This is a genomic window from Methylobacterium sp. FW306-05-D (genome assembly GCF_058782155.1).
Genome location: NZ_JBYSXL010000046.1, coordinates 14,124 through 37,192 on the forward strand (window position 1 = coordinate 14,124; position 23,069 = coordinate 37,192).

At 72.2% G+C, this 23,069-nt stretch carries 18 protein-coding genes; 6 read left to right on the forward strand and 12 right to left on the reverse strand.

The features are described 5' to 3' along the window. Positions 1-129 precede the first annotated feature (129 nt). On the forward strand, positions 130-1,224 hold the full coding sequence (locus tag AC3WLN_RS15775) for a DUF2778 domain-containing protein (protein WP_492482744.1): 1,095 nt from the start codon (positions 130-132) through the stop codon (positions 1,222-1,224). Positions 1,225-1,289: 65 nt separating this feature from the next. Here the strand turns inward: AC3WLN_RS15775 and AC3WLN_RS15780 are convergent, their stop codons facing one another. From AC3WLN_RS15780 to AC3WLN_RS15790, 3 genes are read right to left on the reverse strand one after another with little or no spacing between them, the layout of a single operon-like run. Continuing rightward, positions 1,290-3,542 carry a xanthine dehydrogenase family protein molybdopterin-binding subunit gene (locus AC3WLN_RS15780; RefSeq protein ID WP_492482746.1) on the reverse strand — a complete coding sequence of 751 codons (2,253 nt, stop codon included), beginning with the start codon at positions 3,540-3,542 and terminating at the stop codon, positions 1,290-1,292. Positions 3,543-3,552: 10 nt separating this feature from the next. Then, a complete protein-coding gene (locus AC3WLN_RS15785) occupies positions 3,553-4,566 on the reverse strand; it encodes an FAD binding domain-containing protein (protein WP_492482748.1) in 1,014 nt (337 codons plus the stop codon). Further along, positions 4,563-5,069: a (2Fe-2S)-binding protein gene (locus tag AC3WLN_RS15790; RefSeq protein ID WP_492482750.1), complete on the reverse strand. Its 507-nt coding sequence runs from the start codon at positions 5,067-5,069 to the stop codon at positions 4,563-4,565. The genes AC3WLN_RS15785 and AC3WLN_RS15790 overlap by 4 nt, the downstream gene beginning before the upstream one ends. A gap of 359 nt (positions 5,070-5,428) precedes the next feature. Here AC3WLN_RS15790 and AC3WLN_RS15795 point away from each other — a divergent pair, with 359 nt between their 5' ends. From AC3WLN_RS15795 to AC3WLN_RS15815, 5 genes are all read left to right on the forward strand, one after another. Further along, positions 5,429-6,823 carry a M20/M25/M40 family metallo-hydrolase gene (locus AC3WLN_RS15795; RefSeq protein ID WP_492482752.1) on the forward strand — a complete coding sequence of 465 codons (1,395 nt, stop codon included), beginning with the start codon at positions 5,429-5,431 and terminating at the stop codon, positions 6,821-6,823. Between the two features lie 69 nt (positions 6,824-6,892). Then, positions 6,893-7,600 (forward strand): hypothetical protein, encoded by a 708-nt coding sequence (locus AC3WLN_RS15800; protein WP_492482754.1) that lies wholly within the window; start codon positions 6,893-6,895, stop codon positions 7,598-7,600. Continuing rightward, complete coding sequence (locus AC3WLN_RS15805) at positions 7,597-9,462, forward strand: glycosyltransferase (protein ID WP_492482756.1); 1,866 nt, start codon at positions 7,597-7,599, stop codon at positions 9,460-9,462. Before AC3WLN_RS15800 ends, AC3WLN_RS15805 begins: the two co-directional genes overlap by 4 nt. Then, the gene (locus tag AC3WLN_RS15810; RefSeq protein ID WP_492482757.1) at positions 9,459-11,513 is read left to right on the forward strand and encodes a glycosyltransferase; all 2,055 of its coding nucleotides are present in this window, start codon (positions 9,459-9,461) and stop codon (positions 11,511-11,513) included. Before AC3WLN_RS15805 ends, AC3WLN_RS15810 begins: the two co-directional genes overlap by 4 nt. Beyond that, complete coding sequence (locus tag AC3WLN_RS15815; protein ID WP_492482759.1) at positions 11,510-12,364, forward strand: hypothetical protein; 855 nt, start codon at positions 11,510-11,512, stop codon at positions 12,362-12,364. Before AC3WLN_RS15810 ends, AC3WLN_RS15815 begins: the two co-directional genes overlap by 4 nt. A gap of 25 nt (positions 12,365-12,389) precedes the next feature. Here the strand turns inward: AC3WLN_RS15815 and bioD are convergent, their stop codons facing one another. From bioD to ileS, 9 genes are all read right to left on the reverse strand, one after another. Beyond that, the gene (gene bioD, locus AC3WLN_RS15820) at positions 12,390-13,088 is read right to left on the reverse strand and encodes a dethiobiotin synthase (protein WP_492482761.1); all 699 of its coding nucleotides are present in this window, start codon (positions 13,086-13,088) and stop codon (positions 12,390-12,392) included. After that, the gene (locus tag AC3WLN_RS15825) at positions 13,085-13,858 is read right to left on the reverse strand and encodes a ferredoxin--NADP reductase (RefSeq protein ID WP_492482763.1); all 774 of its coding nucleotides are present in this window, start codon (positions 13,856-13,858) and stop codon (positions 13,085-13,087) included. Before AC3WLN_RS15825 ends, bioD begins: the two co-directional genes overlap by 4 nt. 145 nt (positions 13,859-14,003) lie before the next feature. Further along, entirely contained in the window at positions 14,004-14,939 is a 936-nt protein-coding gene (locus AC3WLN_RS15830) for a ring-cleaving dioxygenase (protein WP_492482765.1), read from the reverse strand. 103 nt (positions 14,940-15,042) lie between these two features. Then, entirely contained in the window at positions 15,043-15,648 is a 606-nt protein-coding gene (locus AC3WLN_RS15835) for a HupE/UreJ family protein (RefSeq protein ID WP_492482767.1), read from the reverse strand. A gap of 144 nt (positions 15,649-15,792) precedes the next feature. Beyond that, positions 15,793-17,094, reverse strand: coding sequence for a M16 family metallopeptidase (locus AC3WLN_RS15840; protein ID WP_492482769.1), 1,302 nt, complete (start codon positions 17,092-17,094; stop codon positions 15,793-15,795). Between the two features lie 87 nt (positions 17,095-17,181). Beyond that, positions 17,182-18,561, reverse strand: a complete 1,380-nt coding sequence (locus tag AC3WLN_RS15845) for a M16 family metallopeptidase (protein WP_492482771.1) — start codon at positions 18,559-18,561, stop codon at positions 17,182-17,184. A 156-nt stretch (positions 18,562-18,717) separates the two neighbouring features. After that, positions 18,718-19,356, reverse strand: a complete 639-nt coding sequence (locus AC3WLN_RS15850) for a hypothetical protein (RefSeq protein ID WP_492482772.1) — start codon at positions 19,354-19,356, stop codon at positions 18,718-18,720. Between the two features lie 208 nt (positions 19,357-19,564). Next, on the reverse strand, positions 19,565-20,053 hold the full coding sequence (gene lspA / locus AC3WLN_RS15855; protein ID WP_463780834.1) for a signal peptidase II: 489 nt from the start codon (positions 20,051-20,053) through the stop codon (positions 19,565-19,567). Positions 20,054-20,108: 55 nt separating this feature from the next. After that, positions 20,109-23,069 (reverse strand): isoleucine--tRNA ligase (ileS, locus tag AC3WLN_RS15860; protein ID WP_492482774.1); only part of this gene is annotated, 2,961 nt, incomplete at its 5' end.

Sequence of the window (23,069 nt, forward strand, 5' to 3'; positions counted from 1 at the left end):
AGGGCCAGTTAAGGTTGATGTTTTCCTAACGGGCATCTTTCGCGTCTCGCGTCTTCGCTTAACCTTTCCTTGAGGTCTGCGTCGAAGAGGCCGTGCCGGTTCGGGAACCGCGTATCCGAGTTCGCCCGCATGAACGACGCTGTGTCCCCGTCCGGCCGCCGCCTGCGCCGTCGCCGCCGCCGGCCCCACGGGCCGGTGCTGCTGCGGACCTCCGCGGCGGCGCTCCTCTGCGCCGTCTTCCCGCACCTGACCGCGCCGAACGCGCCCGTCCCGGCTGGGCCTCGCCGGCCGGCCCTGGCGGCGGCCTCCGCCCCGGGCGCCCATGCCTGGATGCTCGACCCGACCCCGGTCCTCGGCGCCGGCGCCCGCGGACTGGACCGGGCCGCCCCGCTCAGCGCCGCCCTGGTGCCGCCCCCGGGCGCGGCCCGGACCGTGCTGGCGCTGGCCGCCCCGCGCCCGGCGCTTAGCCCGGCGGCGGGTCCCGTCCGGATCGCGCAGCCGCTGCCCCAGACCATTCCCCTGCCGGTGCCGCGCCCGGCCGGCCTCGTAGCGCAGGCCGAGCCGGCGCGCTTGGCCCTGCGCGCCGCCCCCGCCCTGCGCTCGCTCGCCGCCCGCCGGACCCAGGTCGCCCGCGCGGGCGCCGATGCGGCGGCCGAGCGCTCGTTCTTCGACACGGTGTTCGGAACGCGCCCCGAGCCGGAGCCCGAGCCGCGCACCACCCTCGCCTACGCCTCCGTGGACCCGAGCGTCGATCCGGGTCCGCGCCGGGTGATCGAGAGCAGCCCGGTGGTCGGGGCCGGCACGGCGATCTACGACATCACGGCGCGCACCGTGACCCTGCCGAGCGGCGAGCGCCTGGAGGCGCATTCCGGCCTCGGCGAGAGCATGGACAACCCGCGCCACGTCCACCGCCGGATGCGCGGCTCGACCCCGCCCGGCACCTACGACCTCACCGAGCGCGAGGCGCTGTTCCACGGGGTGCGGGCGATCCGCCTGAACCCGGTGGGCGGCAGCGCGGCGATCCACGGCCGCGACGGCATCCTGGCCCACACCTACATGCTCGGCCCCAGCGGCGCCTCGAACGGCTGCGTCTCGTTCAAGGACTACAACCGCTTCCTCCAGGCCTTCCTGCGCGGCGAGGTCCGCCGCCTCGTCGTGGTCGCCGGACGGGGCGACGCCGGCCCGACCTTCGCCGAGCGCCTGTTCGGCCGCGCCACGCGCTGAAACGAGGAGAGCCGCGCCCCCGGAGGGACGCGGCTCCCGATCGTCGGACCCTCAGGGCCCGAGGGTCAGCCGATGATCTTGTCGATGGTGATCGGCAGGTCGCGGATGCGCTTGCCGGTGGCGTGGAAGACCGCGTTGGCCACCGCCGCCGCGGTGCCGACGATGCCGATCTCGCCCAGGCCCTTCACGCCCATCGGGTTGGCCTTGTCCTCCTCGTCCACGAAGATCACGTCGATGTCGTGGATGTCGGCGTTCACCGGCACGTGGTACTCGCCGAGATTGTGGTTCATGAACCGGCCGAGGGTGTGGTCGAGCATGGATTCCTCCTCCAGCGCCGAGCCGATGCCCATCACCACGCCGCCGAGGATCTGGCTGCGCGCCGTCTTGGTGTTGAGGATCTTGCCCGCCGCGATCGCCGAGACGACGCGGGTGACGCGCACCACGCCGAGGTCCTCGTCGACCTTCACCTCGACGAAGACGGCCGAGTGGGTGTAGCCGGCGAAGTCCTGGGAATGGTTGGAATCCGGGCCGGCCGAGCCGGTGGCCTCGATCGTGTCCATGCCCGCCTTGGCCATCACCTCCGTGAGGGCGATGCTGCGGGACGGGTCGCCCGCCACCGAGATGCGCCCCTCCTTGAACACCGCGCGCTCGAAATCGACGTTGGCCAGGGGCGACTCGTCGAGGCCGCGGGCCAGGGTGAAGACCTGGGCGGCGATGTCGCGGCAGGCCTTCATCACCGCCGTGCCCGAGGAGGCCGCGGTCCAGGAGCCGCCGGCGATCGGCGCGTCGGCGAGCTTCGAGTCGCCGAGCTTCGTCGTCACGTCCGACATGGCCAAGCCGAGCGCGTCGGCGGCGATCTGGGTCAGGATGGTGTAGGTGCCGGTGCCGATGTCGCCGGTCTGGTTGCCGACCACGAGCTTGCCGTCGGCGGTCAGGGTCGCTCGGGCGCTCGACTGCATCATCATCGATTCCCAGATGCCGGTGGCCATGCCCCAGCCGACGAGTTCGCGCCCCTCCCGCATGGAGCGCGGCGTCGGGTTGCGGGCCGACCAGCCGAAGCGCTCGGCGCCCTGGGCGTAGGCCGCCCGCAGGGACTTGGAGCTGAACGGCTTGTCCTGGGTCCGGTCCTTCTCGGCGTAGTTCCGCAGGCGCAGGTCGATCGGGTCCTGCCCGGTCTCGTGGGCGAGCTCGTCCATCGCCACCTCGAGGGCGAACACGCCCGTCACGGCGCCGGGTGCCCGCATGTCGGAGGGGGTGTAGGTGTCGATCTTGGCGAGCCGGTAGTCGAGGGCGACGTTCGGGCAGTCGTAGAGGACGCCCGACCAGTTCACGACCACCTCCTGGTAATCCTCGAAGCCGGAGGTGCCCGAGATCGCCTCGTGCCGGACGGAGGTCAGCGCGCCGTCGGCCTCGGCCCCGAGGGCGACGGTCTGGCGCACGTCGGGCCGGTAGCCGAAGGTGAACATCTGGTCGCGGGTCAGGGTCACCCGCACCGAGCGCTCCAGCTCCCGGGCCGCCATCACGGCGAGGAAGAGCTGGTATTGCGGACGAAGCCCGGAGCCGAATCCGCCGCCCAGATAGGGGTTGAGGACGTGGACGTCGTCCTTCTTCATCCCGAACACGCCGGTGATGTAGCCGAGGCTGTTCGAGACGCCCTGGATCTTGTCGTAGACGGTGAGCTTGCCGTCGCCCTCCCAGACCACGGTCGAGGCGTGGGGCTCCATCGGGTTATGGTGCTCCACGGCCAGGTGGTAGTGGTTGGTGAGCCGGACCGGGGCGGCCTTGTAGGCGCCGTCCGCGTCGCCCCAGGGCGCCGGCGGCGGCTTGATGCCGGAGCGCTTCTTGGGCGGCACGTAGGCCGCGTCCTCGAGGGTCCGCAGGTCCGTGGTCGGCGCGTCGGCCTCGTAGGTGAGCTTCACCAGCGAGGCGGCGTAGCGCGCCGTGCCGAAATCCTCCGCCACCACCAGGGCCACGGGCTGGCCGCTGTAATGGACCTTCTCGTCGTAGAGGGGCCGGAAGGGCGAGCCGGGGGGCGCGACCTGGTCCTGGTAATTGTAGTCGAGCCAAGCCGTGCGCGGCCGGTTCTGGTGGGTGAAGACCTTGAGGACGCCCGGCACCGCCTCGGCGGCGGCGGTGTCGATGGAGAGGATGCGGCCGCGGGCGATGCCGCTCGAGACCACGTAGCCGTGGGTCAGGTCGGGGGCGGCGAACTCGGCCGCGTACTTCGCCTGGCCGGTGACCTTGGCCGGGCCGTCGACGCGGCTCTGCGCGGTGCCGACATAGGTGTCGGTGCCGGAGGTACTGATGCTGTGGGCCATGGGGGTTCCTTCAGGCGATGCGCTTGTCGGACTGCGACTGGGGCGTGCCGGCGGCGGCCTGGGCCAGACCGCGAATGAGCGCGCGCCGCGCGAGTTCGATCTTGAAGCCGTTCTCGGATTGGGGTCGTGCCTCGGCCACCACGATGTTGGCGGCCGCGGCGAAGGTCTCGTGGGTGGCGGGCTTGCCCGCCAGGAAGGCTTCGGCCTGGGGGTCGCGCCAGGGCTTGTGGGCGACGCCGCCGAGCGCGAAGCGCGCGCTCGCGATGGTGTCGCCGTCGAGCTTGATCACGGCCGCCACCGAGACGAGGGCGAAGGCGTAGGAGAGCCGGTCGCGCAGCTTCAGGTAGGTGTGGTGGGCGCCGAACTCCTCGTCGGGCAGGTCGACCGAGAGCACGATCTCGTCGGCCGCGAGGGTGGTGTCGCGCTCGGGCGTGTCGCCCGGCAGGCGGTGGAACTCCGCGAAGGGGATGGTGCGCTCGCCGCCCGGTCCGGCGACCCGGACCTTGGCTTCGAGGGCGGCGAGCGCCACGCACATGTCGGAGGGGTGGGTGGCGATGCAGGACGGGCTCGTCCCGAAGATGGCGTGGATGCGGTTGACCCCGCCGATGGCGGCGCAGCCGGTGCCGGGCTCGCGCTTGTTGCAGGGCGTGGCGTCGTCGTAGAAATAATAGCAGCGGGTGCGCTGCAGCAGGTTGCCGCCCGTGGTGGCGGCGTTGCGCAGCTGGCCCGAGGCGCCGGCCAGGATCGCGCTCGACAGGAGTGGATAGCGCGCCCGGACCCGGTCGTCGTAGGCCACGGTCGCATTGGTCACCAGGGCACCGAGGCTGAGGCCGCCGTCGCGCTCCTCGATCCGGTCGAGGGGCAGGCGGGTGATGTCGACGAGGCGCTCGGGCCGCTCGACGTTGTACTTCATCAGGTCGACGAGGTTGGTGCCGCCGGCGATGAAGCGGGCCTGGGCGCCGGAGGCGATGGCGCGCACCGCCTCGTCCACGGTGGTCGGGCGGACGTAGTCGAAGCGGTTCATTTCGCGGCTCCCGCGTGCATCACGTCTTCGATGGCGTCGACGATGTTGGTGTAGGCGCCGCAGCGGCAGATGTTGCCGCTCATCGCCTCGCGGATCTCGTCGCGCGACTGGGCGTGGCCCTCCGAGAGCATACCCACCGCCGAGCAGAGCTGGCCGGGGGTGCAGTAGCCGCACTGGAAGGCGTCGTGCTCGACGAAGGCCGCCTGGAGCGGGTGCAGGCCCTCGGCGCCGGCGAGCCCCTCGACGGTGGTGATGCTAGCCCCGTCCTTCATCACCGCGAGCGTCAGGCAGGAATTGATGCGCGTGCCGTTCACCAGCACCGTGCAGGCGCCGCACTGGCCGTGGTCGCAGCCCTTCTTGGTGCCGGTGAGGTCGAGATCCTCGCGCAGGAGGTCGAGCAGGGTGGTCCAGGGCGCGACCTGAAGCGACCGGCTCTCGCCGTTGATCGTCAGGGTGATGCCGATGGTGTTCGCAGCATCGGTGGAGCCGCTTTCGATGAGCATGGCGGTATCCGTGGCTTGCGCGGCGCGAAGGGCGCGACGTCGATGGTCTTCGAAGGAAACTCGCAAGGGCTGAAGCGGGGAAAAAACATCCGCCCCAGCCCGGTCCACTCGATAACAGTTCCAAAAAGCCGGTGTTCCACCCATGCATCACCGGGCCCGGGTTCACGTTCGACGAGAGCACCCTTTCGCGGGGGGATTTCACACGGGGACCGACTGGGGTTCGGGCCCTCCGTCGCGGGGCGCTCCCGATGTCGCGTGCGCGCGGTTGCAAGGGTGCGGTTGCTCCGTCGAGGTTGCTTGGCCCAGCCGCCATGGGCTAACCCGGGAGGCCGCCGCCCGCCTTCGCCCAAGGACGCCCGATGACCGCGCTCGCCCCCGTTCTCAACGACATCGACCGCGACCTCGACAACGCCCTGGAGCGGCTCTTCGCCTTCCTGCGCATCCCCTCGATCTCCACCGATCCGGCCTTCGCGCCCCAGTGCCGCGAGGCCGCGACCTGGCTCGCCGGCACCCTGACGGCGCTCGGCTTCGAGACCGGCATCCACGAGACCGCCCTGCACCCGGTGGTGCTGGCCCATCGGCCGAAGCCCGGCACCCCGCACGTCCTGTTCTACGGACACTACGACGTGCAGCCGGTGGACCCCCTGAACCTCTGGGAGACGCCGCCCTTCGAGCCGCGCATCGCCCTGAACGACAAGGGCGAAAAGAAAATCGTCGGGCGCGGCGCCTCGGACGACAAGGGCCAGGTGATGACCTTCGTCGAGGCCTGCCGGGCACATCTGGCGATGGCGGGCAAGCTGCCCTGCGGCGTCACCATCCTGATCGAGGGCGCCGAGGAGAACGGCTCCCAGGGGTTGCCCGAATGGGTCGCGGCCAACCGCGACAAGCTCGCCGCCGACATCGTGCTCGTCTGCGACACCAGCATGTGGAACCCGGCGACGCCCGCCATCACCACCTCCCTGCGCGGGCTGGCCTATTTCGAGGTCAAGGTGACCTGCGCCGACCGCGACCTGCATTCGGGCTTCTTCGGGGGCGCGGCGCGCAACCCGATCCACGTCCTGTCGAAGATCATCGCCGACCTGCACGATTCCGACGGGAAGGTGGCGCTGCCGGGCTTCTACGAGGGCGTGCGCGAGACGCCGCCGGAGGTGCTGGAGCAGTGGCGCGGCCTCGATTTCACGGCGGAGACGTTCCTCGGGCCCATCGGCCTGTCGGAGCCGGCCGGCGAGCGCGGCCGCATGCTCATCGAACTGATCCAGTCGCGCCCGGCCTGCGACGTCAACGGCATCATCGGCGGCTATACCGGCGAGGGCACCAAGACGGTGATCGCCGGGCAGGCCAGCGCCAAGGTCTCGTTCCGCCTCGTCGACGACCAGGACCCGGAGGTTCTGGCGACCACCTTCGAGGCTTTCGTGCGTGAAAGAATCCCCGCCGACTGCTCGGTGGAGGTGATCTGCTACAAGGGCAGCCGCGCCATCAGCCTGCCCTTCGACATGCCCGAGCTCGAGACCGCCCGCGCGGCGCTCGCCGAGGAATGGGGCGTGCCCGCCGTGACCATCGGGGCCGGCGGCTCGATCCCGATCGTGGGCGACTTCAAGCGGCTGCTGGATCGCAACACGCTCCTGATCGGCTTCGGCCTCGACGACGACCGCATCCATTCGCCCAACGAGAAGTACGACCTGAACAGCTTCCACAAGGGCACCCGCTCCTGGGCCCGCATCCTGGCGGCCTTCGGGGGCCAGCGGGCCGGCTGAGGCCGTCCGCCCGTTCCGCGGTCCCTCGACCGGGGCCGTCCCGACCGCCCGCTCCCGCGCCAAGGCCGCATGACAGACACCCCCGAACCGCACGCTCCGATCGCGGGCCGCCTGTTCGCGGCCGGCCACGGCGTGCTGGTCTGCCGGTACCCGGTCGGCACCGACCTGCCGATCCCCCTCGCGGTCTCGGACCCGCCCGGCCTCGGCCTGCTGACCTGGGCCTTCGCCGGCTTCGGCGGGCCCGAGCCCGACCCCGCCGGGCTCCTCGTGCTGCACGATGCGCAAGCGACGCTGGCGGAGGGCGGCACCCTGACCCTGGAGACGCATTTTCGCGATGCGGCGATCGCCTGCCCGAAGCCCCGCCCCATCGCGGAGCTGGCCCGGCCCGAGCGCGCCGCCCTCGGGGAGGCGGTGCTGGCGGCGGTGGCGCCGGACAGCCTCGACGTCCTGGCGACGCTGTTCCCGCTGCTGGCGCCCGCCGTCGCGGAGGGGCCGGTGCCGGAGACGGCGCCCCGCCTCGCCCTCGCCCGCGACGACGCGGACCGGGCCACGCTCTCCGGCTCCGGCGTGCCGAACTACCTGCTGCTGCGGGCCGGCAGCAGCTGGAGCTGCGCCCGCGTGGCGGCGGCCGAGCTGCGCTTCGGCCCGGCCCCCGAGATCGGCCTCACCCTGGCGCCGGCCTGGGGCAACCCGCGCGGGGCCTCCGTCGAGACCGCGCTCCTCCTCGGCACCGGCACCGTCGCGCCGGCCGCCCTGCGCCGCGAGGGCGGCCGGTGAGCGGCCCCGCGATCCTCGTGCTGGCGCCGATGCCGGCCTTTCCGACCAGCGCCGGCAACCGGCGCCGGCTGCTCACCACCTGCGCCGCCCTGCAGCGCGGCGGCTACGCCGTCGACCTCGCCTATTACGCCCACGAGGACCAGATCTACCGGCGCTTCGGGCAGCACCCGCCCACCGACGAGGTCGCCGCGGCGGGCCTGTTCCGCCACGCCTTCCGGATCGAGCCGCGGGCGGCCATCCCGCTCACCACCCGCGCGCGCTGCTTTTCCATCGACGACTGGTGCCCCGACGAGGTCGGCGCCTTCGTGGCGTGGTACGGGCAGGCCCACCCCGAGACCCGCGCGATCCTGGTGAACTACGTGTTCCTGTCTCGCGCGCTGGAGGCGGCGCCGGCGGGCCTCACGAGGCTGATCGACACCCACGACCGCTTCGCCGACCGGCAGCGGCAGTACCGCCCGTTCCGGGCCGAGCCGAACTTCTTCTACACCGACCGGCCCGGCGAGGCGGCGGGCCTCGCCCGGGCCGACATCGTGCTGGCGATCCAGTCCGAGGAGGCGGCCTATTTCCGGACGATCACCGACCGGCGCGTCCACCTGCTGCCGCCGCGCTTTCCCGCCCGCCGGCCCTTCGCGGCCCCGGCCCGGGTGAAGCGGATCGGCTTCCTCGGCCACGGCAACGACCCGAACCTGTTCTCGATCCGGCGCTTCGCCGCCGCCTGGAGCGCGGGCTGGACCCCGGCCCGGCCGGAGCTCGTCATCGCGGGGGAGATCGGCACCAGCCTCGGCCCGGCCGCGGGGCCCGGCGTGCGGCTCGCCGGCTACCTGCCCGAACTGGAGGCCTTCTACGACGGCGTCGACCTCGTGGTGGCGCCGATCCTGATGGGCAGCGGCCTCAAGATGAAGGTCGCCGAGGCCCTGTCCTTCGGCAAGCCCGTCATCGGCACCGCCCTCGGCTTCGAGGGCTTCGACCCGGCAGCCCTGGCCCATCGCCTGCGCACCGCCGAGGCGGTGAAGGCCGAGGTCCTGGCGCTCGCCGACGATGCGGCCGGCCTCGCGGCGCTGACCCGCGCCTGCCAGGATCTGTTTGCCGCCTACAATACGCGCGCCGAGCAGGCCGAGACCGATTTGCTGGCAATCCTTTCCGCGTCCGGCGGGACAACAGATGCGGTGGGATCTCCGGCGGCGGCCGCCCCGCCCCCCGAGCCGGACCGGGTCGTGACGCCCCTCGGGAGCGGGCGCCTGACCCGCGAGACCTCCCTGCGCTCGGCCCTGCGCGACGATCCCGAGTTCGGCCTCCTCGTCGCCACCGAGCGCGGCCCGCCGCCCGGTGCCGATCCCTACACCCCCGTGCGCCGGCGCTGGTTCGCCCGGGCGGAGGACGGTGGGCCGGGGGCCGGAGCACCGGATGCCGGCCTGGCCGGGCTCCGCCTCGCCCTCTCGCCCGAATGGGTCCGCGACAGGCGCCTCCCCCCGCCCCTCCGGGCGGATCTCGCGGCACAGCTGGCGGAGGTCGCCGTCGACTGGGACGCGCGGGCGGTCCGCGTCGGTGCCGCCGGGGACGCGACGACCCTCGCCCTGACCCTGCCGCGCCACCTCGCCGTCGGCAACCACCCCAGCGCGGCCTTCCGGGTCGGCGCATCGCCGCGCGAGATCGCCCTCGAACGCGTCACCCTTCTGAATACCAGCGGCGATCCGCTGTATACCAATCCGTATACGACGGCCCGCGCGGACCTGCCGGGCGCCCCCGCGGCCGTGACCTTCACGGGCCTCGGAGCGGGCGCGGAGGCGGCCACGATCCTGTTCCTGCACGACGACCTCATCGGCCGCATCACGGTCCTGCCCGCTCCGGAGCCCCTGCCATGATGGCGGCCCCCGATGTCCTCGACGCCCCCGCGGGCCGGAAGGCGGCCCTGGTCGAGGCCGCCCTGATCTGGAACGCGTTGTTTCTCAACGACATCCGCATCGCGTTCCGTCCCGAGGCCGAACCCGCGATCTCCGTGGTGATCGTCTCGCGCGGAGCCCCGCATCTCCTCGCCTGGACCCTGGCCAAGCTCGCCGGGCACCAGGCCTTCGCCGGGCCGTCCTTCGAGGTGATCCTGGTGGACAACGCCTCCGACGCCGAGACCCGGACCCTGTTCGGGCGGATCGACGGCGCCCGGATCCTGCTCAACCCGGAGAACACCGGCTTCGGTCCGGCCTGCAACCAGGGTGCCGCCGAGGCCCGCGGCCGCTACGTGCTGTTCCTCAATCCGGACATCGACCTGATGCCCGGCGCCCTGGCGGCCCTCGCCGGCACCTTCGCGGAGGCCGACGACGTCGGCATCGTGGGCGGCCGCCTGGTGTTCCCCGGCGGCATCCTTCAGGAAGCCGGGGCGGGCTTCCAGGACGACCCGCAGCTCACCCATCCGGCCGGTCGCGGCAGCCTCGATCCCTTCGCGCCGGAGGCCTCCTACGCCCGCGATGCGGGCTACGTCTCCGGCGCCCTGCTGATGGTCGAGGCCCGGCTGTTCACGCAGCTCGGCGGCTTCGACGACCTGTTCGCGCCGGCCTATTTCGAGGACACCGACCTGTGCGCGCGCTGCCACCAGGCCGGATGGCGGGTCGTCTACCAGCCGCGCGCCATCGCGATCCACGTGGAGAGCGGCACCAGCGTCCGGCGCGCCGACGTCGAGAGCCTCCTCGACCGCAACCGGGTCCGCTTCCGCGAGCGGCACGGCGCCTGGCTCTTCGGGCAGGGCCCGCGGCGCACGGGCTTCGGGCCCCGCGACGACGCCCCCTTCGCCCTGCGCGTCCTCTACGTCGACGACCGGGCGCCCCACCAGGATCTCGGGGCCGGGCTGCCGCGGGCCAACACCATCGTCAACGCCATGGCGGATCTCGGCTACGCGGTGACGGTGTGCTCGGTCTACGGCGAGCGCGAGGCGCCGGCGGCGACCTACCGCGACCTCTCGGACCGCATCGAGATCATCGAGCCCTGCGGCCGGGAGGGCTTCCGCCGCCTCGTCACCGAGCGCGCGGGCGCCTACGACGTGCTCTGGGTCAGCCGGCCGCCGCATATCCGCATGGTGTGCGAGGTGCTGGCGGATCTCGGCCTGAACCCGCGGGATATCGGCCGCTCCCGCGTCGTGTTCGACTCCGAATCCCTCTACGCCCTGCGCGAGTTCGTCGTCGACGCCCTCAAGGGCCGCCCGGCGCCGGGGCCGGCCCTCGCCCGGGCGACCGCGCTCGAACTCCGCTCGATCGCCGCGGCCGACCGGGTGGTCTGCGTCTCTCCCGCCGACGCGCGCCTGCTGCGGCGGGCCGGGGTCGCCGATCCGGTGGTGCTCGGCCACGTCCAGGCGCCGCACCCGAACCCGCCCGGCTTCGCGGACCGCCGGGGCTTCGTCTTCCTCGGCTCCCTCGCCCGCGAGGGCGAGCCCAACATCGATTCCCTCGACTGGTTCTTCGGTCAGGCCTGGGAGTGCCTGCGGGCGATCCTGCCGGAGGCGCAGGTCACCCTCATCGGCACCGCCGCGCCCTCGATCGCCGAGCGGCTGACGCGCCCCGGCGTCACGGTGCTGGGCCGGGTCGACGACATCGGCCCCGCCCTCGACGCCGCGCGCGTCGCCCTCGCGCCGACGCGCTTCGCCGCCGGCATCCCGCACAAGGTCCTGGAGACCGTGGCCCGCGGCCTGCCGGGCGTCGTCACCCCCGTCCTGGCCGGGCAGATGGGCTGGCCCGACGGCACCGGATACCGGGTCCACGACTGGCACGATCCCCGGGGCTTCGCCGAGACGCTGGCGCATCTCCACGAGACCGAGGCGGCGTGGACGCAGGTGCAGCGCGCCGGCCTCGCCCAGGTCGGGCGCGAGGAGGACGCCGAGGCCTACCGCGCGGTCCTGCGCCGCCTGTGCGAGGCGCCGACCTTCACATGACGCTCCCGCTCCGCTCCCGCGTCGTCCGCATCGCCACGACCCTCGTCCGCCGGGCGATCCTGGGCCGCGTCCCCCGCCTGTTCGACGCGGCCTATTACCGGGCCAACCATCCGGACGTGGCGCGCTCGGGCATCGATCCCTTCCTGCACTACGTCTGGCGCGGGGCGGCGCAGGACCGCGATCCCAGCGCCGATTTCGACACCGCCTTCTACAGGCGCCAGAGCGGCCCGACCCGCCTCGACCCGGTGCGGCACTACCTGCGCGTGGGTGCCAAGGCCGGTCTCGACCCGAACCCTGCCTTCAGCACGCTGATGTACGTGGCGCGCTATCCCGATGTCGGGCTCGCCGGGGTCAACCCCCTGGTGCATTACCGCCAAGATGGCCGGGCGGAGGGTCGGGTCGCCGCCCCGTCCGCCTCGCAGCCGGAGGAATGGGTGCCGTTCCAGGGCGTGCGCGAGGCGCATCGCTGGGCCTATCCGACGCCCGACTCGCCCCGCTTCGCCCTGACCCTGCGGCGGGACGTGCCGGTCTCGGCCTGCCCCGACTTCCTGCCCCGGCTCTGCCTGGTGCTGACCCTCGACGGAAGCGAGATCGACGGCCTGGTCCGGAGCTTCGAGGCCTTCCCGGGCTCGGCCGCGGACGCCCTCGCCCTCGCGGTCGACACCACCCTGCGGCCCCATCCGCCCCGCCCCACCCTGGTGCTCGCCCTGGAGCAGTGCTTCCACGGGCCGGGACCGGACGGGGCGGTGCTGCTGCGCTACGCGGAGGCACGGATCTGGGACGTGCTGCCGGAACGCCCGCACGTGCTGCGGATCTGCCCGCCCGGAGCGCTCGCGCTCCGGGTGCCGTGAGGCCCCCTGTCGCGACGCGAGCGGATCAGGCCCCGGGGGCCGGGCGCACGAGGTCGGCGAGCTCGACCGGGCAATCGCCGTCGCGGGCGATGACGACGACCGGGACGGCCTGGTGCCGGGCGATCGCCGCCGCGACGAAGTCGGGCGGCGTCGGGGCGTCCGGGCTGGCACAGACGACGAGCCCGAGGAGCGGGACGCCGTGCGCACGCAGGGTCTCGGCGGCCGTGAGCGCGTGGCTGATCGCCCCGAGATAGGAGCCCGAGACGAGAAGCGCCGGCAGGCGGAGCGCCGTGAGCCAGTCGAGGCCGGTCGCCTCTCCGGTCACCGGGCTCATCACGCCGCCGACCCCCTCGATCAGCAGGGTGGTGCCCGGGGGCGTGGCCGCGATCTGCGTCCGGCACCACTCGACGAGGTCGCCGAGGGCGAGGCTTCGGCCCTCGCGGGCCGCGGCGAGGTCGGGGCTCAGCGGAGCGGCGAAGCGCCAGGGCGAGCAGGCGGCGACCGCCTCGGGCGTCACGGCCAGGCCCTGCGCCGCGAGCAGGCGACCGGTGTCGCTCTGCGCGAAGTCCGCGGCGTCGAGGGGTGGAACGCCGCTCGCCAGGGGCTTGAGGGTGCGCACGCCGTGGCCCAGGGCGCGCAGCCGCCGCGTCAGGGCGGCGGTGACGTAGGTCTTGCCGATCTCGGTCCCGGCGCCCGCGACGAAGACGGCGCGGGGGTCGCTCACTTCTCGACGAAGGCCTTCTCGATGACGTAGTGGCCGGCCTCGCCGTGATTGCCCTCCTCGTAGCCGCCGTCGGTCAGCAGCTGGCGGGTGTCGCGGATCATGTCGGGCGAGCCGCAGAGCATGAAGCGGTCGTTCTCCACCGACATCGGCGGCAGGCCGATATCCTCGAACAGCTTGCCCGAGGTCATCAGGTCGGTGATGCGGCCGCGGTTGCGGAAGGGCTCGCGGGTCACGGTCGGGTAGTAGATCAGCCCGGCGCTGATGACCTCGCCCAGGAACTCGTGGTTCGGCAGGTCCTGGGTGATGGTCTCGCCATAGGCGAGTTCCTGCACCTGGCGGCAGCCGTGCACGAGCACGACCTTCTCGAAGCGCTCGTAGGTCTCCGGGTCCTTGATGATCGACATGAACGGCGCGAGGCCGGTGCCGGTGCCGAGGAGGTAGAGGTTCTGGCCGGGCATCAGGTTGTCGAGCACCAGGGTGCCGGTGGGCTTCTTGCCGACGATGATCGGGTCGCCGACCTTGAGGTGCTGCAGCTTCGAGGTGAGCGGACCGTTCGGAACCTTGATCGAGAAGAACTCCAGCTCCTCCTCGTAATTGGCCGAGACGACGCTGTAGGCGCGCAGCAGCGGCCGGCCCTCGACCTCGAGGCCCATCATCACGAACTCGCCGTTGCGGAAGCGGAAGGCGGGGTCACGGGTGGTGCGGAAGGAGAACAGCGTGTCGGTCCAGTGGTGGACGCTCAGCACACGCTCCTCGTTGAACTTGCTCATCGACGGTCCGTCTCGAATTTCGCTCGAATCTCGAAGCTTTGCGTGGGGTCTTCTCGCACCTGCGGTAGGCCCGTCAAGGCGGCGCTCGCACGCAGGCGCATGACGGTCGAGTGGCTTGGAATCGTTCTTAATTCCGTCCGGGCCGTCAGAGCGGCTTCAGCCCGGCCTCGATCTCCGCCCGGCGCGGCTCCAGGAAGGGTGGCAGGGCCAGGCGCTCGCCCAGGGTCTCCATCGGCTCGTCGGTGGCGAAGCCCGGCCCGTCGGTGGCGATCTCGAACAGGATCCCGTTGGGTTCGCGAAAGTAGAGGCTGCGGAAATAGTAGCGGTCCACCGGTCCGCTGGAGGGCATGCGCCGCTGCTTGAGGCGGTCGGCCCAGGCCCCGTAGTCGGCGTCCGGGATGCGGAAGGCGACGTGGTGCACGGCGCCGGCCCCTTGGCGAGCGGGCGGCAGGGTCGGTTCGGCCACGAGGTGGAGTTCGGCGGCGGGGCCACCCGCACCCATCCGATAGACGCGGACCTCACCCTCGGGAAGCTCATAGGTCCGGTCGCGGCTCATGCCGAGCATCTCGGTGAGCACGGCCTCGGTCCGCTCGACCCGCGCCACGCTGAGGCGGATCGGTCCGAGGCCACGGATCTGGTGCTCGGCCGGCACGGGGCTCCGTGCCCAAGGATGGGCCTCGCCGGCGCCGGCGTCGTCCACCAGCATCAGGCGCTGGCCCTCGCCATCCTCGAAGTCGAGGGTGAGGCGGCCGTCGCGTTCCACCGGCACGGCATGGCTCACGCCCTGCCGGGCGAAGTGCTCGCGCCACCATTCGATCGCGTCGGCCCCCGAGACGCGCAGGCCGGTGCGGCTGATGCTGTCGGTGCCGCGCCGCTCGGGAGGCGCCGGCCAGTCGAAGAAGGTCACGTCCGTGCCGGGCGCGGCGAGCCCGTCGGCATAGAACAGGTGGTAGGCCGAGACGTCGTCCTGGTTCACCGTCTTCTTGACCAGACGGAGGCCGAGGACCCGCGTGTAGAAGGCGAGGTTGTCGGCCGCCCGGGCGGTGATGGCGGTGAGATGGTGGATTCCCGTGAGCTGCATCGGCTGATCCCTGTGCGGCGGGCGGACCCGTGAGGTAGGGCGGCAGGCCCGAAAACGAAACGGCCCCCGGGAGGGGGCCGTTCGAGGCCGCCGGACCGGCTGCTCAGAGGGCGCCGGCCAGGAGGCCGAGGCCCGCGACGGCGAGGCCCGCACCCGCCACCCGCAGGGCGGCGAGGCTGCGCACGAGGCGTCCGGCCGAGAGGCCGAGACCGAGGCCCACCGCGTGAAGGAGCGCGGTCGCACCGAGGAATCCGAGGCCGTAGGCGAGGCCCGAGCCGGTCCCCGGCATCTCGGCGCCGTGGGCGTGGCCGTGGAAGACCGCGAAGGCGCCCACCAGGACCATGGCCGCGGCGACCGGCAGGGCCGGGCGCAGGGCCAGGGATGCGCCGAGCACCACCACCGAGAGGGCGATCCCGATCTCGACGAAGGGCAGGCCGACACCCGCGGCCCCGAGGGCGCCGCCGACGGCCATCATGCCGAGGAAGGACAGGGGCACGAGGACCAGGGCCCGGCCCCCGATGCGGGCCGCTATCAGCCCGACCGCCACCATCGCGAGGACGTGGTCGAGGCCGCTCATGGGATGAAGGAAGCCCTGAGTCAGGCCGCCGGCGGCCTCGTGCCCGGGATGGGCCAGGGCCGGCGTCGCGGCAAGGCCCATCGCCGCCACGAGGGCGAGGCGGGCCGGCAGGGAGGCGAGGCGTGATGTCATCCGGACTGTCCCGAGCTTGAAAACCAGCGGTGCAGCATCGTCGCCGCCCCGGCGGAAACTAGCAACCGCCGTGCCCGCGTACAGTCCCGATCAGACGCTCCCGGGCGCGGCGGTTCGTCCGCGCCCACGGACATCCGTGTTTCCTCAGAAGTCCGTGGGCCGGCCGGCGGCGACCACCAGCATCTTCCCGTCCGCGAAGGTGCGGGCGCCGGCGCGGCGGATGTCGGCCTGGGTCACGTTGGCGACGAGATCGTTGCGGCGGGCGATGTAGTCCATGCCCAGCCCCTCGAAGGCGATCTGCACGAGCTGGTGCGCGATCTTGGTCGAGGTGTCGAAGCCGAGGGCATAGGAGCCGGTCAGGTAGTCCTTGGCCTTCTGCAGCTCCTCGTCCGAGGGGCCGTCCGTGATCAGGCGGCCGATCTCCTCGCCGATCACCGACAGGGCCTCGCCGACGCGCTCGTTCTTGGTGGCGGTGTAGCCCCAGGTCATCGAGGCGGCCCGGTGGCTGACGAGGGAGGTGCCGACCGAATAGGCGAGGCCGCGCTTCTCGCGCACCTCCTGGAACAGGCGGGAGGTGAAGGAGCCGCCGCCGAGGATGTGGTTCAGGACGTAGGCCGGGATGAAGTCCGGGTCGCACCACGGCACGCCGTTCATGCCGAAGCGGATCACGGATTGCGGCACGTCGAGATCGACCACGTGGCGCGTGCCGATGTTCTGCATCCGGGTCTGGGGAACGGCCTTGAGGGGGGCGGCCATGTCGAGCCTGCCGAAGGCCCGGTCGAGACTTTCGGCGAGGCGCGCCGCGTCGATGGCGCCCACCGCCGCGACCTTCACGGCCCGGCGCCCGATGATCTGGCGATGCATCGCCACGAGGTCGTCGCGGGTGATCGACGCGATGCTCTCGGGAGTGCCGGAGGAGGGCCGGGCATAGGGGTGGCCGGCATAGGCCTCGGCGAAGAAGCGGCGCGAGGCCATCACGCCCGGATCGTTCTGCTGGTAGCGCAGGCCCGCCAGGGTCTGGGCCCGGACCCGCTCGATGGCGTCGGGGTCGAGGCGGGGCTTGGCCAGGGCCAGGGCCAGGAGGTCGATCGCCTCGTCGGCGTGTTTGACCAGCATCTTCAGGGAGCCGCCCAGCGCGTCGGAGCCCGCATGGAACGAGAGCTCGATGGCCCGGGCCGCGAGGCGCTCCTGGAAGGCGTCGGAGGAGAGGTCGCCGGCGCCCTCGTCGAGGAGGCGGGCGAGCATCTGGGCCACGCCGGCCTTGCCCTCGGGGTCCTGCGCCGCGCCGCCCTCGAAGGTGAAGGCCAGGGCGATCAGCGGCACCACCGGGGATTCGACGTGCCACGCCTCGATGCCGGGCGCCGCCGCGACGGGGACCGCCTGGGTCGGCGAGGTCGCGGAGCGGGTGGCGGCGGAATCGAGCAGGTCGGTGGTGGCCACGGTCATGGGAACCTCAAACTGTGCGCGGGGCGCGGCGGCGGACGCCGCTGCCTCTCGAATTGCGTGGCCCGGCCGCGGGGGCCGGGAACGGCCTCAGGCCGCGTCGGCCTCGCGGGCCTTGGTCAGGTAGCCGGTGACGGACCGGGACGGCGTCAGGTAGCGCTCGGCCACCGCCGCGAGCCGGGCCTTGGTCACCCCCTCGATGTCGGCGGGCCAGCGGCGGACCTCGTCGATGCTCTCGCCGATGGCGAGCGCCGAGCCGTAGATGCGGGCGAGCGAGGACTGGCTGTCGGAGGAATAGACCGTCTCGGCCACGAGCCGGGTCTTGGCCCGCTCGATCGCCTCGGGCTCCAGGGCCTCGGAGGAGACGCGGCGCAGGACGCGGTCGACCTCCTCCTCCAGCTTCTCCAGGCTGACGCCCTCGGCGGGGATCGCGTAGACGGAGAAGCGGGTGTCGTCGATGGCCGAGCCCATGTACCAGGCCCCGGCATTCACGGCGACGCCGAGCTCCATCACCAGCTTGCGGTAGAGGTAGGAGGTGGAGCCGCCGCCCATCACCTCGGCCAGCAGTTCCAGCGCGTGGCACTCGCCGTCCCGCGCGGTGATGCAGGACGGGGTCAGGTAGAGCCGCTGCAGGGTCGGCTGCTCGACCTTGGGATCGGCCACGGCGAGGCGGCGGAGCGCCCGGGGTTCCGGCTCCCGGGCGCGGATGCGCAGGGGCCGGGCGCCCTGCGGGGTGACGCGGCCATAGGTGTCGTCGGCGATGCGGCGGACGTCGTCCGGGGTGACGTCGCCCGCCACCACCAGGATGGCGTTCTCGGGCGTATAGAAGCGCTTGTAGTAGTCGAGGGCGTGGGTGCGGTTCAGTTCCTCGATCTCGTGCATCCAGCCGATGATCGGCGTGCCGTAGGGATGGTGCACGAACAGGGAGGCGGCCATGGCCTCGGAGAGCTGCGCCGAGGGGTCGGTCTCGACCCGCATGCGGCGCTCTTCGAGCACCACGTCGCGCTCGGGCGCCACCACGGCATCGTCGAGGACGAGGCCGGTCATGCGGTCGGCCTCGAACTCCATCATGGTCCGGAGGTGGTCGCGGGCGACGCGCTGGAAATAGGCGGTGTAGTCGTAGGAGGTGAAGGCGTTCTCCTGGCCGCCGAGGCCCGAGACGGCCTTCGAGAAGGCGCCGATCGGGTGCCGTTCGGTGCCCTTGAACATCAGGTGCTCGAGGAAGTGGGCGATGCCCGACTGGCCGAGCGGGTCATCGGCCGAGCCGTTGCGGTACCACACCATGTGGGTGACGACCGGGGCGCGGTGATCGGGAACGACGACGACCTCGAGGCCATTGTCGAGCGCGAAGGCGCTGACCTCGGGTCCGCCCGCCTCGGAGCGCCCGAAGGGGGCGGCGTCCGCACGGCCGGCGCTGGCATGGCCACGCGACGGACCGAAGAGGGACGTGTCCTTCCTGAACAGATGCATCAAGCCTGATCCTTCCAACGGCCGGCCGCTCGTGAGGGCCATCCCGTCATGTTGGCATTGCGCCGGCTCCGCGCCACCGGGGTGCGTCGGAGGGGCAGGAAACGGGTCCTCGTCCGGTGCGCGCTGCCCCTGCGGCACCGGGTCGGACCCGGGATGTCAGTTCGCGGAGCGGGCCCGGACATAGGCGCCCGGATCGGACTCCTCGCGCTCGCGGTAGGGATTGTTCACGGGGTCGCCGTTGGTCTTGGCGACCTTGCGCGGCGGCTTGCGGTAGCCGGTCGGCGGATCGGTGAGCACGTCGCGGTCGGGCTCGACCGCGGAGGGCTCCGCCACCTCGGCCGAGCGCAGGCCGAAGGGATTCGACCAGAAGGAATTGCGGTCGTCGTTCTCGCCCTCGGGCCGGCCGGGCTCGGTGCGGGCCTGGGCGCCCGCGCGGCGCCCGCCGCGCATCTCGTCGATGGACAGGGTCATGTTGTTGTCGTTCATGCGGCCCTGGGCGCCGCGCACGATCGGCTTCCTGGCCTCCTCGCGCTCGCGTTCGCGCTGGACGATCTCGGGATCCTTGGGCCACTGGGCCGAGGCCTCCGGCTGGCGCGGCGGCGGCAGGGCCTTGCCGTCGAGCTTGGGCGGCATCACGAGCGGCGCGCGCTCGCGGTAGGTGATCGCGGGCTTCTCGGGCTCGATCAAACCGATGCTGCTGAGGGTGTCGCGCATGAACACGCCCTGCTGCGCCTGCGCGCTTCCGGCCGTCAGGACGCCCGCCACCACCATCAGCAACCCGCGATGTCCGATCATGCTGTCCCCGCTCTTCGCCCGGTTGTGGGGCTCGGTCTCCCGAGCCCGGATGGTCGCCTTGTGCAGCGATCCTGATCCGACCTCCTCGGCCTGATCCCGGTTTCGGGCGATCGTATGGCGCCTTGACCGCACTGCACCAGCCTCCCCGGCACAACGATCCTGGTTGTGGTTTACGGATCACAGGTCGGCGGGAAACGACGGGGGCGGCTCAGAGGCCGGAACCGGTGCTCCGCGGCGCCGGCCTGAGGCTGTCGAGGATGAGGCCGACGACGCCGGCGACGATCGCCGCATCGGCGATGTTGAAGACGTACCAGGACCAGGTGCGCCAGTGCAGGTGCACGAAGTCGAACACCGCGCCGTAGGCCGCGCGGTCGATGGCGTTGCCGATGGCGCCGCCCGCGACGAGGCCCAGGGCCACCGCCAGCAGCCGCGATTCCGCCCGCCGCATCCAGAGCGTCAGGCCGAGGGCGGCGAGGCACGAGACGCCGACCAGCACCCAGCGCCCGATCCCGCCCTCCTGCTGGAACATCCCGTAGGACACGCCCCGGTTCCAGACGACCAGGAACTCGGCGAAGGGCGCGAGGCGCCAGGGCTGCGTCAGCACCAGGTCGGTGCCGAGATAGAGCCAGAGCTTCGAGGCCTGGTCGAGGACCAGGGTGACGAGGAGCGCGACGAGCCCCAGGCGGAAGGGCGTCACGGACAAGGGCGGGTCCTCCCCCCGCGACGGGGGAAGGGCGTGCGCGGCATCGGCCTCACGCGGCGCTCGTGCCGGCATGCGCCGCGTCCCACTCGCGCAGGGCGCGCGCGTCGCGCGGCGTCACGTCGGGGTAGTCCGGGTCGCTGCCGACCTCGGGCGTCACCCGCCAGGACCGGGCGCATTTGCGCCCCTCGGCGAGCGCCGGCACAACCGCGACGCCGCGCACGTCCTCGAGGCGGAAGGCCTCGGCCGGACCCTCGCCGCCCACGATGCGGATGGCGGAGGTGATGCAGATATCGGCGAAGTCGACGCCCTCGACCACGGCGCGCAGCTCAGCATCCGCGATATACACGGTGGGCGCCGCCTCCAGGCTGGCGCCGATGCGCTTGGCCGTGCGCTCGATCTCCAGGGCGCCGGTGACGACCCGGCGCACCCGGCGGATGGTCTGCCAGCGGGCCGCCAGCGCCTCGTCCCGCCAGGCGGCGGGCGTCTCGGGCAGGGTCTGGAGATGGACCGAGCCGGTCTCCGACGGGTAACGGTCGAGCCAAGCCTCCTCCGCCGTGAAGGCGAGGACGGGCGCCAGCCAGATCGTGACCCGGCGGAAGGTCTCGTCGATGACCTGGAGGGCGGCCCGGCGCACCGGCGACGAGGCCGGGTCGCAGTAGAGCACGTCCTTGCGCACGTCGAAGTAGAAGGCCGAGAGGTCGCCGGTCATGAAGCCGTTGAGGAGCGCCACCACCCGCTTGGTGTCGAAGGTGGCGTAGGCCTCGCGGATCTCGCCGTCGAGTTCGGCCAAGCGGTGCCGGATTAGGCGCTCCAGTTCGGGCAGTTCGGCGTGGGCGATCTCGGTACCGAGCTCGAAATGCGCCAGCGACCCGAGCATCCAGCGGATCGAGTTGCGCAGCTTCCGGTAGGTCTCCGCGAAGGTCTTGATGATCTCCGGGCCGATGCGCAGGTCGTCGGCATAGTCGGAGGCCGCCACCCAGAGGCGCAGGATGTCCGCGCCCGAATCCTTGATGACGTTCTGCGGCGCGACGACGTTGCCCTTCGACTTCGACATCTTCAGGCCCTTCGGGTCGAGGACGAACCCGTGGGTGAGGACGATGTCGTAGGGCGCGCGGCCCCGCGTGCCGGCGGATTCGAGCAGCGAGGACTGGAACCAGCCGCGATGCTGGTCGGAGCCCTCGAGATACATCACCGTGTCGGTGCCGCCGTCACGGCGGCGCCGGACGCCGGACAGGCCGGGGAACTGCTCCGGATCGTCGAGCACGAAGGCGTGGGTCGAGCCGGAATCGAACCAGACGTCGAGGACGTCCGTGACTTTTTCGTAGTCGGCCGGATCGTGGTCGGGGGCGAGGAAGCGCGCCCCGTCCGCATCCGTGAACCAGGCATCGGCGCCTTCCGCCGCGAAAGCCTCGGCGATGCGGGCATTCACGCGTTCGTCGCGCAGGACCTCGTGGGTGCCGCGCTTGACGAAGACGGTGATCGGCACGCCCCAGGCGCGCTGGCGCGAGACCACCCAGTCGGGCCGGTTGGCGACCATGCCGTTGATGCGGTTCCTGCCCTGGGGCGGCACCCAGCGGGTGTCCTCGATCCCCCGCATGGCGACCTCGCGCAGGGTCCGGCCGCCGAGGGACTCGACCGGCTTGTCCATGGCGATGAACCATTGCGGCGTATTGCGGAAGATGACCGGCTTCTTCGAGCGCCAGGAATGGGGATAGCTGTGCTTGAGCGTGCCGCGCGCCACCAGGGTGCCGGCCTCGGTCAGCGCCGCGATGACCGCCTTGTTGGCGTCGCCCTTCTCGCCCTTGTGGTTAAGGACGAGTTTTCCCGTGAAACCGGGCGCCTCCTCGGTCAGCGCCCCGTCGGCATCCACGGTGTAGGGGATGCGGGTCTCGATGCCGCGCTGGGCGAGGGCCCGGCCGTTGGCCGTCCAGACCTCGAAATCCTCGCGGCCATGGCCCGGCGCCGTGTGGACGAAGCCGGTGCCGGCCTCGTCGGTGACGTGCTCGCCCTCCAGGAGAGGCACGGCGAAGTCGTAGCCGGGCACGTGGCCGGCCAGCGGATGGCTCAGGGTCAGGCCGGCGAGCTCGGCCGGGGCGACGTCGCGCAGGCGCTCGAAGGCCTCGACACGGGCGCTGGCGAAGACGGACGCCGCCAGGGTATCGGCGAGGACGTAGCGGTCGCCGACCTTGGCCCAGTTGTCCTCGGCGGCCGCCGTGACCCGATAGAGGCCGTAGGCGACCTTGCGCGAATAAGCGACGGCGCGGTTGCCCGGCATGGTCCAGGGGGTCGTGGTCCAGATCACCACGCGCGCGTCAGCGAGATCCGGGGACGCGCCGGCGATGGGCCGGAACGCGGCGAAGATCGTGTCGCTGACATGGTCCTCGTACTCGACCTCGGCCTCGGCCAGGGCGGTCTTCTCCACCACCGACCACATCACCGGCTTCGAGCCGCGGTAGAGCTGGCCCGTCATCGCGAAGGTCATGAGTTCGCGGGCGATCGCGGCCTCGGCCGGGAACGACATGGTGACGTAGGGGTGCTCCCAGTCGCCGGTGACGCCGAGGCGCTTGAACTCCTCGCGCTGCACGCCGAGCCAGTGACCCGCGAAGCTGCGGCATTCCTGGCGGAACTCGATGACCGGCACGTCGTCCTTGTTGCGCCCCTTGGCGCGGTACTGCTCCTCGATCTTCCACTCGATCGGCAGGCCGTGGCAGTCCCAGCCCGGCACGTAGTTGGCGTCGTAGCCGAGCGTTCCCTGCGCGCGGACGATCACGTCCTTCAGGATCTTGTTCAGCGCCGTGCCGATGTGGATGTTGCCGTTGGCGTAGGGGGGGCCGTCGTGCAGCACGAATTTCGGCCGGCCGGCGGCCTGCGCGCGGATCTGCCCGTAGAGGTCCGTGGCCGCCCAGCGCTCCAGCAGCAGGGGCTCGCGCACCGGCAGGCCGGCCCGCATGGGGAATTCGGTCTGGGGCAGGAACAGGGTCTTCGAGTAGTCGCGGGCGGGGGCCGCGGC

Coding starts and splice junctions, on each gene's coding strand:
- AC3WLN_RS15800 (WP_492482754.1), top strand. CDS start 6,893: ATGACAGACACCCCCGAACCGCACGCTCCGATCGCGGGCCGCCTGTTC.
- AC3WLN_RS15780 (WP_492482746.1), bottom strand. CDS start 3,542: ATGGCCCACAGCATCAGTACCTCCGGCACCGACACCTATGTCGGCACC.
- AC3WLN_RS15775 (WP_492482744.1), top strand. CDS start 130: ATGAACGACGCTGTGTCCCCGTCCGGCCGCCGCCTGCGCCGTCGCCGC.
- AC3WLN_RS15785 (WP_492482748.1), bottom strand. CDS start 4,566: ATGAACCGCTTCGACTACGTCCGCCCGACCACCGTGGACGAGGCGGTG.
- AC3WLN_RS15850 (WP_492482772.1), bottom strand. CDS start 19,356: ATGATCGGACATCGCGGGTTGCTGATGGTGGTGGCGGGCGTCCTGACG.
- AC3WLN_RS15845 (WP_492482771.1), bottom strand. CDS start 18,561: ATGCATCTGTTCAGGAAGGACACGTCCCTCTTCGGTCCGTCGCGTGGC.
- AC3WLN_RS15810 (WP_492482757.1), top strand. CDS start 9,459: ATGATGGCGGCCCCCGATGTCCTCGACGCCCCCGCGGGCCGGAAGGCG.
- AC3WLN_RS15815 (WP_492482759.1), top strand. CDS start 11,510: ATGACGCTCCCGCTCCGCTCCCGCGTCGTCCGCATCGCCACGACCCTC.
- AC3WLN_RS15795 (WP_492482752.1), top strand. CDS start 5,429: ATGACCGCGCTCGCCCCCGTTCTCAACGACATCGACCGCGACCTCGAC.
- AC3WLN_RS15790 (WP_492482750.1), bottom strand. CDS start 5,069: ATGCTCATCGAAAGCGGCTCCACCGATGCTGCGAACACCATCGGCATC.
- AC3WLN_RS15835 (WP_492482767.1), bottom strand. CDS start 15,648: ATGACATCACGCCTCGCCTCCCTGCCGGCCCGCCTCGCCCTCGTGGCG.
- AC3WLN_RS15840 (WP_492482769.1), bottom strand. CDS start 17,094: ATGACCGTGGCCACCACCGACCTGCTCGATTCCGCCGCCACCCGCTCC.
- AC3WLN_RS15830 (WP_492482765.1), bottom strand. CDS start 14,939: ATGCAGCTCACGGGAATCCACCATCTCACCGCCATCACCGCCCGGGCG.
- AC3WLN_RS15825 (WP_492482763.1), bottom strand. CDS start 13,858: ATGAGCAAGTTCAACGAGGAGCGTGTGCTGAGCGTCCACCACTGGACC.